Below are 14942 nucleotides of genomic sequence, written 5' to 3'. Positions count from 1 at the left end.
GTGCCGCGCCATGAGCGTTCTTGAAGCGATACGCTCGCGGGGCAATGAACTCCGCCCGCAGGCGGAGATCAACGTCACGCCGCTCGTCGACGTGATGCTCGTCCTCCTCATCGTCTTCATGGTGACCGCGCCGATGCTCACCGCCGGCCTGCCGGTCGATCTGCCGAAAGCGACGACCGCGCAACCGGTCGAGCAATCCGAGCCGATCGTCGTCACGCTCGATCGCGACGGCAACGCCCAACTCGGCGACAAGGGCGTCGCGGTGGACGGGCTCGGCGATGCCATCCTGACGCTGGCCGCCGGCGACAGAACGCGTGCCATCCATGTCCGCGCCGATCGCGAATGCCGGCACGGGGCGTTGGTGACCGTGCTCGACCAACTCGGTGCCCACGGCCTGTCCCGCATCGCGATCTTGACCGAGCGCGACCCTCGTGGCCGCGCACCGCGCCCGGACTACAAACCACGCGATCAGAGATGAAGAGGCCGACTCTGGCACTTTCGCCGGGCGGTCGACTTCTGCTGGTCGGCGCGGTCGCCGCTTGTCACGCGATGGTCTTCCTGCACTGGACAGAGAGGTCGTCGCCGCTGGCAATCGACACGCCGATGGAAGTGACGATCATCGCGGCCGGCGAGGCAGCCATCGATATCCCCGAAGCCGTCGCGGCGCCGGCGGAGCGTTCGGAACCTGAACCGCCCGAGAGCTCGCCAGCGGCCAACGAACCGGCGCACGCCAACGATCAGCCACCCTCCCCCGAACCTTCCCCGGAAGTTGTCGAGACGCCAAAATCCCCAATCCGCGTCGAGACCTCAGCGAAGCCGAACCGGCCGCAGCTATCGCGATCGGACAAGCGTCACAGCAAGAGAGACCACAAGCACCCCGCCGCACCGGCCCGCCCCTCGCGCCACGCAGCCGCGACCTCCGACGACGCCGGGGATTCCGAGATATCACGCGTCCGGGCACGCATGGGTGCGGACACAGGACAGCAGACATCGACCGCCACGTCCCGGGCGAGCTACGCAGCGCTGGTGGTCGCCGAATTCAATCGCCGCAAGGTGTATCCGGATTCCGCGCGCCAGACCCGCCAGGAGGGGACGGCTTCACTGTCGTTCGCGATCGGCGCATCCGGTCAAGTGATCAACTACAGAATCACCCGTTCGACCGGCAGCGATGCACTGGACCGCGCGATCGATTCGATGATGAGAACCGCCCGACCGCCGCCCCCGCCCGACGGCCTATTCCGCGGTCATTTCGTCGTGCGCTTTTCAATGGACGATTGAGCTGGGCTAGAGTCGCCGACGTCATCCGGCGTGGCCGCAGCTTGCTCACCTGCGACGCGAAAGGCGCAGCGGAGCTCAGAGGCACTCGAACAGAACACCAGTTTGCAGGCTAATGGCGGAGAGGGAGGGATTCGAACCCCCGATAGGCTTGCACCTATGCCGCATTTCGAGTGCGGTGCATTCAACCACTCTGCCACCTCTCCTTGGTGCCAAAGCGGGCGATTCACGCCCGGTGGTCGGGGCGTGTTCTAGGCGAGGAGCGACAGATAGACAAGGCGGGGTGCGGCGGATTTTCTCGCCCGAATTGATCCGAAGGCCCCAGATCGCCGGCCGCGCAGGGCCGGCAGCCAAAGCGGCTCAGGCCTTCTCCTTGCTATCCTTGTCTTTTTTGCCCTTCTCCTTGTCCTTCTCTTTGTCTTTTTCCTTGTCCTTCTCGCGATCCTTCTTGGCCTTGTCCTTGTCGCGGCGGTTGGTGAAGCGGGCGTTGCCGAGGCCGGTACCGATCGTCAGCACGCCCCAGCGCTCGAATTCCTGCATAAAGGGCACTTCGCTGAGGCCCTGGGCGACGCCGTCATTGTGCATCAGGATCGCGGTGTCGTGGCTGCCGATCATAGGGATGCCTTCGAGCAGGCTGCGCGGCAGATGGAACTTGCTGCTCTCCCAGTTGCCCGGCAGGTTCTGGGCGCCCTTCTCGATCGAGCCATCGGGGTTGATCACGCCGGGACACGAGATCCCGATGAACGGAGCCAGCTTGAAGCCCTCGTCCTCGGCCTCCGAGATCAGGTCCTTCAGCATGCGGGTCAGCCGCTTCACGGCGCCCTCGCGGGTCGGCTCGTCGTCGGCGTGACGCCACAGATCGGACTTCCACACCGAGGCTTTGGACAGGTCGGGCGCCTTTTTCCAGGCGGTCTCGACCACGCCGCAGCGGATGTTGGAGCCGCCGATATCGACCGCCAGGATGCTGTCGTGGCCTTCGAAGATCCAGGACGGTGCCAGATGCAGGCACCCGAGCAGCCCCGCCTCGTCGGGGTGAAACCGGATCGGCACCAGATCGACCGCGTGGCCTTCCGCCTTGAGCAGAATGTCGGTGCGGGCGATCGCGAGCTCGCCGACTCGGCTCTGGCGAAAGCCGCCGCCGACCACGATGCACTCGGTTTCGGCCCAGGCCTTGGTGCGCAGGAAACGCTTGGTGACGTGAGCGAGCTCCTGGGCGAAATCCTCGATCGCGCTGTGAACCACCGCGGCGGCGGCGACGTCGTCGCCGGCCAGCGCTTCGTCGAGCGCGCTTTTGGCGATCTTCTTGGTGTCGCGCCGCCCGAACGGATCGTCGCCGGTCTCGCGCAGCGCCTTGCGCCAATCGTCAAGCAGGCGCTGAAACGCCCCCTTGGAGGCGCGGTCGCCGAGAAAGCCGTCCTCATCCTTGATTTCGATATTGTAGCTGTCGATCTCGACTGAAGGCAGCCGGGTGGCGCCGTGCGCGGCGATGCCGGCGTTGGTGGTGGTCAGACTGTCCTCAGCCATCGAGAGTACCCCCGTTCAAAACCGAACGACAACGATCCGGGAACCGGTTGGTTGCATCGCGTTCGCAACGGCTGGTTTAGCGGCCGGCCCCGCACGCGGCCGCATTTTGCCGGCTTCCGCCTTGACGGACGCGGCGCGGCGGGTATAAGTTACGCACCGGCGCGGGCAGGTCTCGCGCCGATTTGTTTTGTGCGGCCAGAGGCGAGGCTTTCGCCCGGCTCAAGTCCATCCGCACCAAAGCCGCGGCGCTTCGTCGTCGCACCCCGTCATCGACTGACCAAAAAGCCGGCCCGGGTTAACCGAGGCCGGGATCGAACACGAAGGAAGAAAAAGATGTTCGCAGTCATCAAAACCGGCGGCCGGCAATACCGCGTCGTTCCGGAAGATGTGCTCGAAGTAGGCAAGCTCGACGGCGACGTCGGCAGCATTATCCAGCTCGGCGAAGTGCTCGTGCTGGGCGGCGACACCCCGGTTCTCGGCGCGCCCACCGTGGCCGGCGCTACCGTGGCGGCCGAAGTGCTGGACCACAAGCGCGGCCCGAAGGTGATCGCGTTCAAGAAGCGTCGTCGCAAGCACTCCAAGCGCAAGCGCGGCTACCGCGATGAAATCACCGTGCTGCGGATCACCGAGATCCTCGCCGACGGCAAGAAGCCTTCGGTCGGCCCCCGCGCCAAGCGCGCAAAGGCTGCCCCGGCTGCGGAAGCCGCCGAATAAGGCGCCGCGCGCAGCAGACGTGACAAAAAAGCGGGATGATTCCGTAACGGGATTCATCTAAAAGGTATTTCGGATTTTGGAGACGAGCCATGGCTCATAAAAAGGCGGGCGGTTCCTCGCGCAACGGACGTGATTCCGCAGGCAAGCGCCTCGGCGTGAAGGCGTTTGGCGGCGAGCACGTGATTCCCGGCAACATCATTGCGCGTCAGCGCGGCACTCAGTGGCATCCCGGCCTCAACGTCGGCATGGGCACTGATCACACCTTGTTCGCCAAGGTGGAAGGCCGTGTCGAATTCCGCGCCAAAGCCAACGGCCGCACCTACGTATCGGTACTCCCGATTGCGATGCAGGCGGCCGAATAGACGGTGGACAAAAATATGTGTCCGCCGGGTCCTGTCAAACCGGCGGAGCACAACTAAGGGCTCCAGGGGAGGCGGGAAAACCGGCCTCCCCTTTTTCTTTGCGTACCTTTCACGGCGCACCTTCAGGAGCCCGCCATGTTGCAGGAGATCCCGACCACCACGCCCTCGTTGCGCGAGGCGAGACCTTGCGTCCTCGAGACCGAGCGGCTGACGCTGCGTAAACCGGTTCTCGCGGACATCCAGGCCATCGCTTCGCTCGCCAACGATCGCCGCGTCGTCGAGATGACCCGGCGGATGCCGTTTCCCTACACGCGCGACGACGCCGCGCGCTTCGTGACCGCGCTCCCCAAGAGCAGCGACAGCGTGTTTCTGATCGAAGCCGAGGATCTCGAGCCGATCGGACTGGTCGGCGTCGACTGGAGCGACCGCGACGCCCCGGAGCTCGGTTACTGGCTCGGCGTGCAGCATTGGGGCAACGGCTACGCCACCGAAGCCGCGCGGGCGGTGATCGACTTCGCCTTCGAGGTGCACGGCGCCAAGCAGATGATCTCGGCCGCCCGTGTGATCAATCCGGCGTCGCGCAACGTGCTGGAGAAGTGCGGCTTCCAATGGACCGGTGTCGAGCTGCACCGCTTCGAGTCGATCGGATCGTCGACCCCGGTCGACTGCTTCCGCCTCACCCGCGGGGTGTGGTCGTCGCTGAAGAAGTGGGGCACCACCAAGCGGCGCTGCTAATCAGCACCTCGCCACACCATCATTGAAGCGAACGGATCGGCCGGGTTGTGACCCGGCCGATGTTGTTTCGGGACAGACGTATCAAGCCGTACCCTCGCCGTTACCCACCGCTTAACCACGGCCGGAGGACGAGCCGTCAGCCTCGGTGGGAACCGAGTTCAGCGCGCGGCCCAGGCTGCGTAGGACGGACTTCCAAACAGGGAGTTCCGACATGTCCGCTCATCGCTACATCCAGGCCGTCCTCGCCCGCGACCTCGCCGAAGAAATCAAGCCGCTCGCGCCCGCGACGATCGAGCAGGTCGAACTCACCGCCGACCGCGCAGCCGAAGCCGAGCAGCACCGCGAGCGGACCGAGCAGCTCAGCTTCCGCTTCGTCGATCTCGACCGCCGTTTCGGCATCTGATGTGCGAGCAGGCGCGTTCAATCGGCGCTTAACCATCGCCGGCTGATCGCGCCGCCTGCAACTTCGTGCATACGCGATCTTCATCAACCACGTGTAGTTAGGCGTCAGTTCGACCAGGGAGGTCCCGATGTCCGATTCGCCCGACCAAACCGTCGCCGTCCGCGACGTGCGTGATGAGTTCCGTGCCGACCTCGACGCGTTCGAGGCGACCGAGCGCAAGCTTCTGATCGAGGAACGCCGCGAACGCGCGCGCGTGCTCAGCGAACGTTTCAGCGGACTGGCGCTGCGGGTCGGCGAGTAGTCAACCGCCCTCGGAAGGCCGCGGCGCGCTGCGTTCGCGCCAGCCGAGATACAGCCCGGCCGCGATAATGATCGCGACACCGGCCACCGTCGCCCGCGACGGCACATCGCCGAACAGCAGCCAGCCGAACGCGGCGGCGAAAATGATCATCGTGTACTGATACGGCACCACGACGCTGGCCGGCGCGAGCCGCAGCGAACGGTTGACGCACAGCAGACCGACCGCCGACACCGCGCCCGAGATCGCAAACCACACCAGATCGGTTGCGGACGGCGTGATCCAGCCGGACGGGGTCAGAACGAGGCCGAGCAGCAGCGTGCCGGCGAATTGCTGCGAGGCCAGCACCATGTCGGGCGTCTGGCGCAGAAACCGCGTCAGCAGCAGCAGGCCGGCGAACAGCACGCTGGCGAGGATCGCGATCAGCGCCGGCCAGCTCATCGTCTGGGTCGACGGCTGCAGCGCGATCAGCACGCCGACAAAGCCGACGACGATCGCGATTCCGCGCGCCCGATCGATGGTCTCACCCAGAAACAACGCAGCGCCGACCGAAACGAACAGCGACGAGGCAAGATAGAAGGTGATGACGTCGGCGAGCGGCAGATAGGCCGCCGCCAGATAGAACACCGCGACTTCGCAGGCCGCGATCACCATCCGCGCCAGTTGCACCCCCGGCCGCTCCAACCCCAGAAACGCCTTCCGCTGGCGCCAGATCAGCGGCGACAGCACGAACAAGCCGGCTAGCGCCCGCAGCAACAGCAATTGCCCGACCGAATAGGTCGCCACCACCGTCTTGCCGGCCGCATCGGAGAACGAAAACGCCAGCATCGCCAGCAGCATCAGCAAAATGCCGGCGATCCGGGCGGTGCGCGGGTCGGACGCGGTGGTGATTTTGGCGAACAGCCCCATATTTGGCCCGGACGGTTGTGACCGCCGCTTATCGCCCCGGGACTCGGGCTGGTGCAAGGCGGCGGAGGGTCGCTTCGACTTTCAGACCGCGGCAGCGGCGGACGGTGATCGAAGTGTTGCCGCGCCCCCCGACCTTACGATACGGATGACCCATGAAATTCCTCGATGAAGCTAAGGTTTACATCCGCTCCGGCGATGGCGGGAACGGCTGCGTGGCGTTCCGCCGCGAGAAGTTCATCGAGTTCGGCGGCCCCAATGGCGGCAATGGCGGCCGCGGAGGCGACATCATCGTTGAAGCCGCCGACGGCCTGAACACGCTGATCGATTACCGCTACCAGCAGCACTTCAAGGCGCAAAAGGGCGGCAACGGCATGGGCAGCGACCGCCACGGCGCGGGCGGCAAAGACATCGTGATGAAGGTGCCGGTCGGCACCCAGATCTTCGATGAGGACAAGGAAACGCTGATCCACGACTTCACCAAAGTCGGCGAGCGTTTCGTGCTGGCCAAGGGCGGCAATGGCGGCTTCGGCAACGCCCATTTCAAATCTTCGACCAACCGGGCGCCGCGCCACGCCAACCCTGGCCTGCCAGGCGAAGAGCGCTGGATCTGGCTGCGGCTGAAACTGATCGCCGACGCAGGCTTGGTCGGGCTGCCGAACGCCGGCAAGTCGACCTTCCTGTCCAAGGTCAGCGCCGCCAAGCCGAAGATCGCGGACTATCCGTTCACGACGCTGCATCCGCAGCTCGGGGTGGTGAACAGCGACGGCCGCGAATTCGTTCTCGCCGATATTCCCGGTCTGATCGAAGGCGCCCATGAAGGCGCCGGCCTCGGTGACCGCTTCCTCGGCCATATCGAGCGCTGCCGGGTGCTGCTGCACCTGATCGACGCCACCTGCGAACATGCCGGCAAGGCGTACAAAACGGTGCGCGGCGAACTCGAAGCTTATGCCGAGACGCTGGTCGACAAGATCGAAATCGTCGCGCTGAACAAAATCGACGCGGTCGAACCGGACGAACTCAAGAAGCAGAAGGACCGGCTGAAGCGCGCTGCCAAGAAGACGCCGCTACTGCTGTCCGGCGTAACCGGTCAGGGCGTGCCGGAGGCGCTGCGGGCTTTGGTTGCGGTGATCGGCGAAGCGCCGGTCTCGGACAAGGCGATCGGCACCGCGGACAATCCCGCAGAAGCCAAGCCCTGGGCGCCGCAGGACGCCTGAATCCTCGCGTCCGGCCTCGATCGCGGCAGGTCTGCTGATCCGTTCGCACAGCTTGCGCGGCCCGTCCTGGTGCTGCAAAACGAGCCTCTTCCTGCCAGTCGCACTGCTTTGCGCACCGCGACGTTGTGATCGATATCTTCCATGGCCAGCCCCAAGCTTCACGATTTCCGCCACATCGTCGTCAAGGTCGGCTCGTCGCTGCTGATCGACTCGGTCGCCGGCGAGGTACGAGCCGGGTGGCTGACGGCGCTCGCCGCCGACATTGCCGAACTGCATCGTGGCGGCCGTGACGTGATGGTGGTGTCATCCGGCTCGATCGCGCTCGGGCGCAGCCGGCTGAAGCTGCCGCGCGGCCCGCTCAAGCTTGAGGAAAGCCAGGCGGCAGCAGCAGTCGGCCAAATCGAATTGGCCCGGACCTGGTCCGAAGTGCTTGGCGCCCACGGCATCGGCGCCGGCCAAATCCTGGTGACGTTTCAGGACACCGAAGAACGGCGGCGTTATCTCAACGCCCGCTCGACCATCGCCAAACTGCTGGAATGGCGCGCGGTGCCGGTGATCAACGAGAACGACACCGTCGCCACCACCGAGATCCGCTACGGCGATAACGACCGGCTCGCGGCACGGGTCGCCACCATGGCGAGCGCCGATCTGCTGATCCTGCTGTCCGACATCGACGGGCTGTACACCGCACCGCCCGGCAGCAATCCGGACGCCACGCTGATTCCCGTGGTCGAAGCGATCACCGCCGAAATCGAAGGCATGGCAGGCGCTGCCGGCTCGGAGCTGTCGCGCGGCGGCATGCGCACCAAGATCGAAGCGGCCAAGATCGCGACCTCCGCCGGCACCCATATGCTGATCGCCTCCGGCAAGATCGATCATCCGCTCAAGGCGATCGCCGAAGGTGGCAAGTGCACCTGGTTCCTGACGCCGGCCAATCCCGTGACGGCGCGAAAGCGTTGGATTGCCGGTACGCTGGAGCCGAAGGGCACACTGACGATCGACGCCGGCGCCGTCAGCGCGCTGCGCGCCGGCAAGAGCCTGCTGCCGGCCGGCGTGATCCGGGTCGACGGCCAGTTCTCCCGCGGCGACGCGGTGATCGTGCGCGGACCGGACACCCACGAGATCGGCCGTGGCCTCGTCGCTTACGATGCCGAGGATGCCGACAAGATCAAGGGCCGGTCGTCGCCGGACGTGATGATGATCCTCGGGATCACCGGCCGGGCCGAGATGATCCATCGCGACGATCTGGTCGTCGGCACGGCGCCGGCCTGACGCGCAGTCCTCCAGTGCCCCTGCCGTGTGTTAGCAAGCAGGGGTTTCGTGGACGCCAGTTAGCAATGAACCGCCAAATCGCGGCAATCTCGTCGATTGCCGAAAGGACCGGGATCACCCGGTTTCCCAGCAACCGGCTTGGCGTAGCGGCCTTTTCCCCCTATTTACATGACCTGCCACGGATTTTTCAGGCTCAACCGCTATGACCGCCTCGCTCAAAGCCATCGACGGCAGCGCCGAACTGACGACGCTGATGACCGACCTGGGTCGACAGGCCCGCGCAGCCGCGCGGACCCTGGCGCTGGCGCCACCGGAGCAGAAGAACCGCGCGCTGGAAGCGATGGAGCGGGCTATCCGCGCCGGTGCCGATAAGATCCTGGCGGCGAACGCCGAGGATGTCGCCGATGCGAAAGCGGCCGGTACCACGTCGGCATTCTTGGACCGTTTGACGCTGACACCTGCGCGCGTTGAAGCGATGGCCGAAGGCATCGCGGTGGTGCGCGGCATCGCCGACCCGGTCGGCACGGTGACCGAAAGCTGGCAGCGGCCGAATGGAATGACCATCGAGCGCGTCCGCGTGCCGCTCGGAGTCGTGGCGGTGATCTTCGAAAGCCGCCCCAACGTGGCGGCTGACGCCGGCGTGCTGTGCCTGAAGTCCGGCAATGCCGTGATCCTGCGCGGCGGCTCGGAGAGCTTCCGCTCCTGCCGCGCAATCCATGACTGCCTGGTGCAGGGTCTGCGCGAGGCCGGGCTGCCGGATGCGGCGATTACTTTGGTGCCGACCCGCGACAGGGCGGCGGTGGGCTTGTTGCTTTCGGGCCTTGATGGAACGGTCGACGTTATCGTGCCGCGCGGCGGCAAGAGCCTGGTGGCTCGCGTCGAAAGCGAAGCGCGGGTGCCGGTGTTCGCGCATCTGGAAGGCGTCAATCACGTCTATGTCGATCGCAGCGCTGATCTGGCGATGGCCAAGTCGATCGTGCTGAACGCCAAGATGCGCCGCACGGGCGTCTGCGGCGCAGCCGAAACGCTGCTGATCGATCGCGCGGCCGCTGCGACGCATCTTGCACCGCTGGTGACGATGCTGATCGACTCGGGGTGCGAAGTGCGCGGCGATCAGGCCGTGCAACAGGTCGATCCCCGGGTAAAGCCGGCGAGTGATGAGGACTGGGATACTGAGTATCTCGATGCAGTCATCGCCGCCAAGCTGGTCGACGGTGTCGACGCTGCGATCGCACATATTCACGACCACGGATCGCATCACACCGATGCGATCGTCGCCGAGGATGCGCAGGCGGCAGCGAAGTTTCTCAGCGAAGTCGACTCCGCGATCGTGCTGCATAACGCATCGACGCAGTTTGCAGACGGCGGTGAGTTCGGCTTTGGCGCCGAGATTGGAATCGCCACCGGGAAATTCCACGCCCGCGGACCGGTCGGTGCCGAACAGCTGACGACGTTCAAGTATCGCATCCATGGCAGCGGACAGACCCGGCCGTGATGCTGCCGTGCCGCCGAGGCTGAGGTGACGACGGACCTCGCCGCAGCCCGCCGAGCGATTCCGCCGTTTACGCCGGGGATGCGGATCGGCCTGCTCGGCGGCTCGTTCAATCCGCCGCATCTGGCACATCGCGCGATCAGTCAGTTCGCGCTCAAACGGCTGAAGCTCGATCGGGTGTGGTGGCTGGTATCACCGGGCAATCCGCTGAAGGATATCTCCAGCCTGCGCGAGATCGACGCCCGGGTTGCCGCGGCGCAAGCGATCGCGGACGATCCGCGCATCCAGGTCAGTCGTCTCGAAGCCGTCATCGGCACCCGCTACACTGCAGACACTCTCCGCTATCTGCGCCGGCATTGTCCTGGCGCTCGCTTCGTCTGGATCATGGGCGCGGACAATCTGGCTCAGTTCCATCGCTGGCAGCAGTGGCAGCAGATCGCGGCCGAGGTCCCGATCGCGGTGATCGACCGTCCCCCCACGAGCCTCCGCGCGCTCGCGGCTCCCGCCGCGCAGCGTCTGATGCGAATGCGAATTCCTACTAATGAAGCAGCGACCCTGGCGGATCGCCACCCACCCGCCTGGGTGTTTCTCACCGGGCTGAAATCGCCGGTGTCGTCGACCGCTTTGCGGAACCCCGACGGAAGCTGGAAGACATGATGGTGGCGTTCGCTGGACTCTCGGCGCGGCGCTCCCCACATCGGATGTGTGACTTTTGCGAGACGGCGCGGCGGCGTTTACGGCTCCTGCAAGGCGCCCTGGATTCCACTTTGCTGGAAATTGCTTTAGAATGGCCTGTGGGCGCCGGGAGTCGGCACCCACGATACAGTGAAAGGAAAGGTCCCTGACCACTTCTGTATTGTCTACGTCGGCTTTGCCGAAATCGGTCGCGGCAAAGGCTTCGCGGTCCGCGTCAACCAGGACTGCGCCAGTACCGACCCCTGAGGCGATCGCGCCGGATGCATCGCAGTTCAAGGCTGCGCCGGATGCGGAAGCGACGCTGCAACTGATCCTCTCCCGCCTCGACGACATGAAGGCGGAGGAGACGGTGACCATCGACCTCCGCGGCAAATCAGCGATGTTCGACTACGTGGTCGTCACCACTGGACGGGTGAACCGTCATGTTGGCGCGATCGCCGAGAATGTCGTCAAGGCCCTGAAGCAGGCCGGCATCGCCGCGCCGCACGTCGAAGGCTTGCCGAACTGCGATTGGGTGCTGATCGACGCCGGCGACGTCGTGTTGCACGTCTTCCGTCCCGAGGTCCGCGAGTTCTACAACCTCGAACGGTTGTGGACGCAAGGTCCGGCGCCGGCGAAGACGCTGTAGTCATCGTAGTGCGTGTGGCGTCGGCGCGGCTGAAGACGCGTGTCTGACGGATGGGTAGCGCGGCTCTCGCGCAAAGGGCGCGTGAGCTGATGCGACTATTGATTCTGGCTGTCGGGAAGCTGAAACAGGGGCCGGAGCGCGAGCTTGCCGAGCGCTATCGTGCGCGGTTCGATGACCTCGGCCGTAAGCTCGGCTTCCGCGGCCTCGATGTCCATGAAATTGCCGAAAGCCGCGCCCGTGAGGCACCCGCCCGGATGGCGGAAGAAGCCGCAGCGATCATCGCTCAGGTGCCGGATGGCGCCGTGTTGGTCACGCTCGACGAGCGCGGACAGAGCCTCGGCAGCACCGCCTTCGCCGCTCAGCTCGGCCGATGGCGGGACGAGCAGGTGCCCGGTACTATTTTCGTGATCGGCGGGGCAGACGGACTTTTGCCTGAATTGCGGCGCAAGGCAAAGCTGAGCATGTCGTTCGGGGGGGCGACATGGCCGCACCAAATGGTTCGCGTGATGCTGCTGGAGCAGATCTATCGGGCCGCGACGATTTTGGCGGGACATCCTTACCATCGTGCGTAACCAACGCCGTAGCGAACCGATGCATGCACCGCGCAACACGGCTGCGAGGCACATTGCGGCTGCCGGCTCCTGGCGGCCCGCGGTTCTATTGTCCGCCGGGCTCGCTGCGGGCTTGTGGGCGGGCGACTTGGCGCGTCCGGACGGGGCGCTGATCTCCTCTGCGAAGGCCCAGACCGCTCCGGCCGCCACGACGGCGGCGCCGTCGATGGCGGACCTGATCAAGCAGCATGAGCAGGAGCTGGAAGCGGCGCGGGCGCAGCAGAAAAGCGCCGCCGAGCAGCAGGACAAGCTCAAGGCCGATCTGGCGGCGATCGGCGCCGACCGCACCAAGCTCAACCAGGAACTGATCGACGTCGCCGCCAAGGTGCGGGCGGTCGAAACCCGCATCAGCGACGCCGAAGCGCGCCTCCGCCCGCTCGACGCGCGCGAGACTGAAATCCGCACCTCGCTGGACGCCCGCCGCGGCGAGATCGGCGAGGTGCTGGCCGCCCTTCAGCGCGCCGGGCGCCGCGCCCCGCCCGCACTGCTGGTGCGCCCCGAAGACGCACTGGAGTCGCTGCGCACCGCGATCCTGCTCGGCGCAGTGGTGCCGGAGCTGCGGACCCGCGCGGAGCGTCTCGCCATCGATCTCGGCGAACTGATCGCGGTGCGCCAGAAGATCGCCGCCGAGCGCGACCAGCTCGCCGCCGACCGCAATAACCTGACCACCGACCAGACACGGCTCGCCGCCTTGATCGAAGAGCGGCAGCGGCAACAGAGTGCGGTCGAGAAGGACATCGAGGCCGAGCGCGGCCGGGCGCTGACGCTGTCGCGCCAAGTCGACAGCCTCCAGGGCCTGATTGCCAAGATGGAGCAGGACCTCAAGAGCGCCGCGAAGGCTGCGGCCGCCGCCGATCAGAAGGGCGCTCCGGCTGCCGGCAAGGCCAACCTGGCGGCGCTGAAGGACCCCGGCCGGCTGAGCCCGGCGATCGCGTTCGCTTCCGCCAAGGGCATGCTGCCGCTGCCGGTCAACGGCACCAAGATCCGCGAATTCGGGCGCCCCGACGGGGTTGGCGGCGTCGAGCGCGGCATCTCACTGGCGACGCGCGCTGGCGCCCAGATTACAACACCTTGCGATGGCTGGGTGGTCTATGCCGGCCCGTTCCGCTCCTATGGACAACTCTTGATCCTCAATGCCGGTGGCGGGTATCATGTCCTGATCGCCGGGATGGAGCGCATTTCAGTCAATATCGGGCAGTTCGTGCTCACGGGAGAGCCGGTCGCGACCATGGGTTCGACCTCGCGGGTCGCCTCGATCCTCGCGGCCAACGCCAGTCAGCCCGTGCTCTACGTCGAGTTCCGTAAAGACGGCACTCCCATCGATCCAGGCCCATGGTGGGCCGCAAATGAAGGCGAGAAGGTTCGCGGATGATGCGCAAGACTTCGGTAATCCTCCTCAGCGCCGTCACCGGTGCCGCGCTGACACTTTTCGTCACCCAACCTCGCACGATGCTGATGGGCGCCACCGCTAGCGCCGCCACCTCCGACACCTACCGCCAGCTCAATCTGTTCGGCGACGTGTTCGAGCGGGTGCGCAGCGACTACGTGGAGAAGCCCGACGATTCCAAGCTGATCGAATCCGCCATCAGCGGCATGCTGGCCGGTCTCGATCCGCACTCCAGCTACATGGATGCCAAGAGCTTCCGTGACATGCAGGTGCAGACCCGCGGCGAATTCGGCGGCCTCGGCATCGAAGTCACCATGGAAGACGGTCTGATCAAGGTGGTGTCGCCGATCGACGACACCCCGGCGTCGAAGGCCGGCATTCTGGCCAACGACATCATCACCAATCTCGACGACGAGGCGGTGCAGGGCCTGACCCTGAACCAGGCGGTCGAGAAGATGCGCGGCCCGGTCAATACCAAGATCCGGCTGAAGATCGTCCGCAAGGGCCAGGACAACCCGATCGAAGTCACGCTGGTGCGCGACAACATCCGCGTCCGTTCGGTGCGCGCGCGCGTCGAAGACAGCGACATCGGCTACATCCGCATCACCACCTTCAACGAGCAGACCACCGAAGGGCTCAAGAAGGAGATCGCGAACCTCACCAACCAGATCGGCGCCGACAAGCTGAAGGGCTTCATCCTCGATCTGCGCAACAACCCGGGCGGCCTGCTCGAGGAAGCCGTGACGGTGTCGGACGCGTTCCTGGATCGCGGCGAGATTGTCTCGACCCGCGGCCGCAATGCCGAAGAGACCCAGCGCCGCTCCGCCCATGCGGGCGACCTCACCAAGGGCAAGCCGGTGATCGTTCTGGTAAACGGCGGCTCGGCCTCCGCTTCGGAAATCGTCGCCGGTGCGCTGCAGGATCACAAGCGCGCCACCGTGGTCGGCACCCGTTCGTTCGGTAAGGGCTCGGTGCAGACCATCATTCCCCTCGGCTCCGGCAACGGCGCCCTGCGGCTGACCACGGCGCGCTACTACACGCCGTCGGGCAAGTCGATTCAGGCCAAGGGCATCACTCCGGATATCGAAGTGATGCAGGACGTGCCGGCCGACCTCAAGGCCCGGACCGACACCAAGGGCGAAGCCTCGCTGCGCGGCCATCTGAAGGGCGCCGACGGCGACGAGAAGACCGGCTCGCAGTCCTACGTGCCGCCGGAAGCCAAGGACGACAAGGCGCTGAAGGCCGCCGCCGATCTGCTGCACGGCATCAAGGTCAACGCTTCGGCTCCGGCCGACAAGCAGACCACCGGCGACAAGGCTGCGATCGACAAGCCGGCCGGCAACAAGGCAGCGAACTGATCGTTCGTATCAAGGTTGATGTATCTGCTGAAAGGACGGCCTGCGGGCCGCCCTTTTTGCTGCG

At 65.7% G+C, this 14942-nt stretch carries 17 protein-coding genes and 1 tRNA gene; 15 read left to right on the top strand and 3 right to left on the bottom strand.

The annotated features are described in order from the left end of the window. Nucleotides 1-10 precede the first annotated feature (10 nt). Both DY467_RS19940 and DY467_RS19935 read left to right on the top strand, forming a co-directional pair. The gene (locus tag DY467_RS19940) at nucleotides 11-478 is read left to right on the top strand and encodes an ExbD/TolR family protein (RefSeq protein ID WP_164571443.1); all 468 of its coding nucleotides are present in this window, start codon (nucleotides 11-13) and stop codon (nucleotides 476-478) included. Continuing rightward, nucleotides 475-1278: an energy transducer TonB gene (locus tag DY467_RS19935; RefSeq protein WP_164638474.1), complete on the top strand. Its 804-nt coding sequence runs from the start codon at nucleotides 475-477 to the stop codon at nucleotides 1276-1278. The genes DY467_RS19940 and DY467_RS19935 overlap by 4 nt, the downstream gene beginning before the upstream one ends. 113 nt (nucleotides 1279-1391) lie before the next feature. Here the strand turns inward: DY467_RS19935 and DY467_RS19930 are convergent. Both DY467_RS19930 and DY467_RS19925 read right to left on the bottom strand, forming a co-directional pair. Beyond that, nucleotides 1392-1481 (bottom strand) — tRNA-Ser (locus tag DY467_RS19930). Between the two features lie 154 nt (nucleotides 1482-1635). After that, the gene (locus tag DY467_RS19925; RefSeq protein ID WP_164638472.1) at nucleotides 1636-2799 is read right to left on the bottom strand and encodes an ROK family protein; all 1164 of its coding nucleotides are present in this window, start codon (nucleotides 2797-2799) and stop codon (nucleotides 1636-1638) included. A 333-nt stretch (nucleotides 2800-3132) separates the two neighbouring features. Between DY467_RS19925 and rplU the strand changes: the two genes are divergently transcribed. From rplU to DY467_RS26250, 5 genes are all read left to right on the top strand, one after another. Continuing rightward, nucleotides 3133-3513 (top strand): 50S ribosomal protein L21, encoded by a 381-nt coding sequence (gene rplU / locus DY467_RS19920; protein ID WP_107353781.1) that lies wholly within the window; start codon nucleotides 3133-3135, stop codon nucleotides 3511-3513. An 89-nt stretch (nucleotides 3514-3602) separates the two neighbouring features. Further along, nucleotides 3603-3875, top strand: coding sequence for a 50S ribosomal protein L27 (rpmA, locus tag DY467_RS19915; protein WP_011155727.1), 273 nt, complete (start codon nucleotides 3603-3605; stop codon nucleotides 3873-3875). Between the two features lie 135 nt (nucleotides 3876-4010). Beyond that, entirely contained in the window at nucleotides 4011-4610 is a 600-nt protein-coding gene (locus DY467_RS19910; protein ID WP_164573359.1) for a GNAT family N-acetyltransferase, read from the top strand. A gap of 211 nt (nucleotides 4611-4821) precedes the next feature. Next, nucleotides 4822-5013: a hypothetical protein gene (locus tag DY467_RS19905; RefSeq protein ID WP_107342418.1), complete on the top strand. Its 192-nt coding sequence runs from the start codon at nucleotides 4822-4824 to the stop codon at nucleotides 5011-5013. A gap of 127 nt (nucleotides 5014-5140) precedes the next feature. Continuing rightward, nucleotides 5141-5314 (top strand): hypothetical protein, encoded by a 174-nt coding sequence (locus DY467_RS26250; protein WP_199852179.1) that lies wholly within the window; start codon nucleotides 5141-5143, stop codon nucleotides 5312-5314. On the opposite strand, the gene DY467_RS19900 is transcribed toward DY467_RS26250, so the two are convergent. Then, nucleotides 5315-6220 (bottom strand): DMT family transporter, encoded by a 906-nt coding sequence (locus DY467_RS19900; protein WP_164638470.1) that lies wholly within the window; start codon nucleotides 6218-6220, stop codon nucleotides 5315-5317. A gap of 152 nt (nucleotides 6221-6372) precedes the next feature. Here DY467_RS19900 and obgE point away from each other — a divergent pair, with 152 nt between their 5' ends. The 8 genes from obgE (at nucleotide 6373) to DY467_RS19860 (ending at nucleotide 14878) form a co-directional block, all read left to right on the top strand. Continuing rightward, nucleotides 6373-7434 carry a GTPase ObgE gene (obgE, locus tag DY467_RS19895; protein ID WP_011155730.1) on the top strand — a complete coding sequence of 354 codons (1062 nt, stop codon included), beginning with the start codon at nucleotides 6373-6375 and terminating at the stop codon, nucleotides 7432-7434. Nucleotides 7435-7575: 141 nt separating this feature from the next. Next, nucleotides 7576-8706, top strand: coding sequence for a glutamate 5-kinase (proB, locus tag DY467_RS19890; protein ID WP_164638468.1), 1131 nt, complete (start codon nucleotides 7576-7578; stop codon nucleotides 8704-8706). A 202-nt stretch (nucleotides 8707-8908) separates the two neighbouring features. Further along, complete coding sequence (locus DY467_RS19885) at nucleotides 8909-10201, top strand: glutamate-5-semialdehyde dehydrogenase (protein ID WP_164638466.1); 1293 nt, start codon at nucleotides 8909-8911, stop codon at nucleotides 10199-10201. A gap of 24 nt (nucleotides 10202-10225) precedes the next feature. Then, nucleotides 10226-10855, top strand: coding sequence for a nicotinate-nucleotide adenylyltransferase (locus tag DY467_RS19880; RefSeq protein ID WP_164638464.1), 630 nt, complete (start codon nucleotides 10226-10228; stop codon nucleotides 10853-10855). A 289-nt stretch (nucleotides 10856-11144) separates the two neighbouring features. After that, nucleotides 11145-11522 carry a ribosome silencing factor gene (rsfS, locus tag DY467_RS19875; protein WP_107346369.1) on the top strand — a complete coding sequence of 126 codons (378 nt, stop codon included), beginning with the start codon at nucleotides 11145-11147 and terminating at the stop codon, nucleotides 11520-11522. Between the two features lie 89 nt (nucleotides 11523-11611). Further along, entirely contained in the window at nucleotides 11612-12094 is a 483-nt protein-coding gene (rlmH, locus tag DY467_RS19870; RefSeq protein WP_011155735.1) for a 23S rRNA (pseudouridine(1915)-N(3))-methyltransferase RlmH, read from the top strand. A 19-nt stretch (nucleotides 12095-12113) separates the two neighbouring features. Continuing rightward, complete coding sequence (locus tag DY467_RS19865; protein ID WP_164638462.1) at nucleotides 12114-13505, top strand: murein hydrolase activator EnvC family protein; 1392 nt, start codon at nucleotides 12114-12116, stop codon at nucleotides 13503-13505. Continuing rightward, nucleotides 13502-14878 (top strand): S41 family peptidase, encoded by a 1377-nt coding sequence (locus DY467_RS19860; RefSeq protein ID WP_164638460.1) that lies wholly within the window; start codon nucleotides 13502-13504, stop codon nucleotides 14876-14878. Before DY467_RS19865 ends, DY467_RS19860 begins: the two co-directional genes overlap by 4 nt. The last annotated feature ends 64 nt before the right edge of the window (nucleotides 14879-14942 follow it).

Origin of the sequence: Rhodopseudomonas sp. BR0G17, from assembly GCF_010907025.1 — a bacterium.
GTDB lineage: Bacteria > Pseudomonadota > Alphaproteobacteria > Rhizobiales > Xanthobacteraceae > Rhodopseudomonas > Rhodopseudomonas palustris_H.
This window is presented reverse-complemented; position numbering and strand designations above follow the sequence as displayed.

Coding starts and splice junctions, on each gene's coding strand:
- DY467_RS19940 (WP_164571443.1), top strand. CDS start 11: ATGAGCGTTCTTGAAGCGATACGCTCGCGGGGCAATGAACTCCGCCCG.
- DY467_RS19935 (WP_164638474.1), top strand. CDS start 475: ATGAAGAGGCCGACTCTGGCACTTTCGCCGGGCGGTCGACTTCTGCTG.
- DY467_RS19925 (WP_164638472.1), bottom strand. CDS start 2,799: ATGGCTGAGGACAGTCTGACCACCACCAACGCCGGCATCGCCGCGCAC.
- rplU (WP_107353781.1), top strand. CDS start 3,133: ATGTTCGCAGTCATCAAAACCGGCGGCCGGCAATACCGCGTCGTTCCG.
- rpmA (WP_011155727.1), top strand. CDS start 3,603: ATGGCTCATAAAAAGGCGGGCGGTTCCTCGCGCAACGGACGTGATTCC.
- DY467_RS19910 (WP_164573359.1), top strand. CDS start 4,011: ATGTTGCAGGAGATCCCGACCACCACGCCCTCGTTGCGCGAGGCGAGA.
- DY467_RS19905 (WP_107342418.1), top strand. CDS start 4,822: ATGTCCGCTCATCGCTACATCCAGGCCGTCCTCGCCCGCGACCTCGCC.
- DY467_RS26250 (WP_199852179.1), top strand. CDS start 5,141: ATGTCCGATTCGCCCGACCAAACCGTCGCCGTCCGCGACGTGCGTGAT.
- DY467_RS19900 (WP_164638470.1), bottom strand. CDS start 6,220: ATGGGGCTGTTCGCCAAAATCACCACCGCGTCCGACCCGCGCACCGCC.
- obgE (WP_011155730.1), top strand. CDS start 6,373: ATGAAATTCCTCGATGAAGCTAAGGTTTACATCCGCTCCGGCGATGGC.
- proB (WP_164638468.1), top strand. CDS start 7,576: ATGGCCAGCCCCAAGCTTCACGATTTCCGCCACATCGTCGTCAAGGTC.
- DY467_RS19885 (WP_164638466.1), top strand. CDS start 8,909: ATGACCGCCTCGCTCAAAGCCATCGACGGCAGCGCCGAACTGACGACG.
- rlmH (WP_011155735.1), top strand. CDS start 11,612: ATGCGACTATTGATTCTGGCTGTCGGGAAGCTGAAACAGGGGCCGGAG.
- DY467_RS19865 (WP_164638462.1), top strand. CDS start 12,114: ATGCATGCACCGCGCAACACGGCTGCGAGGCACATTGCGGCTGCCGGC.
- DY467_RS19860 (WP_164638460.1), top strand. CDS start 13,502: ATGATGCGCAAGACTTCGGTAATCCTCCTCAGCGCCGTCACCGGTGCC.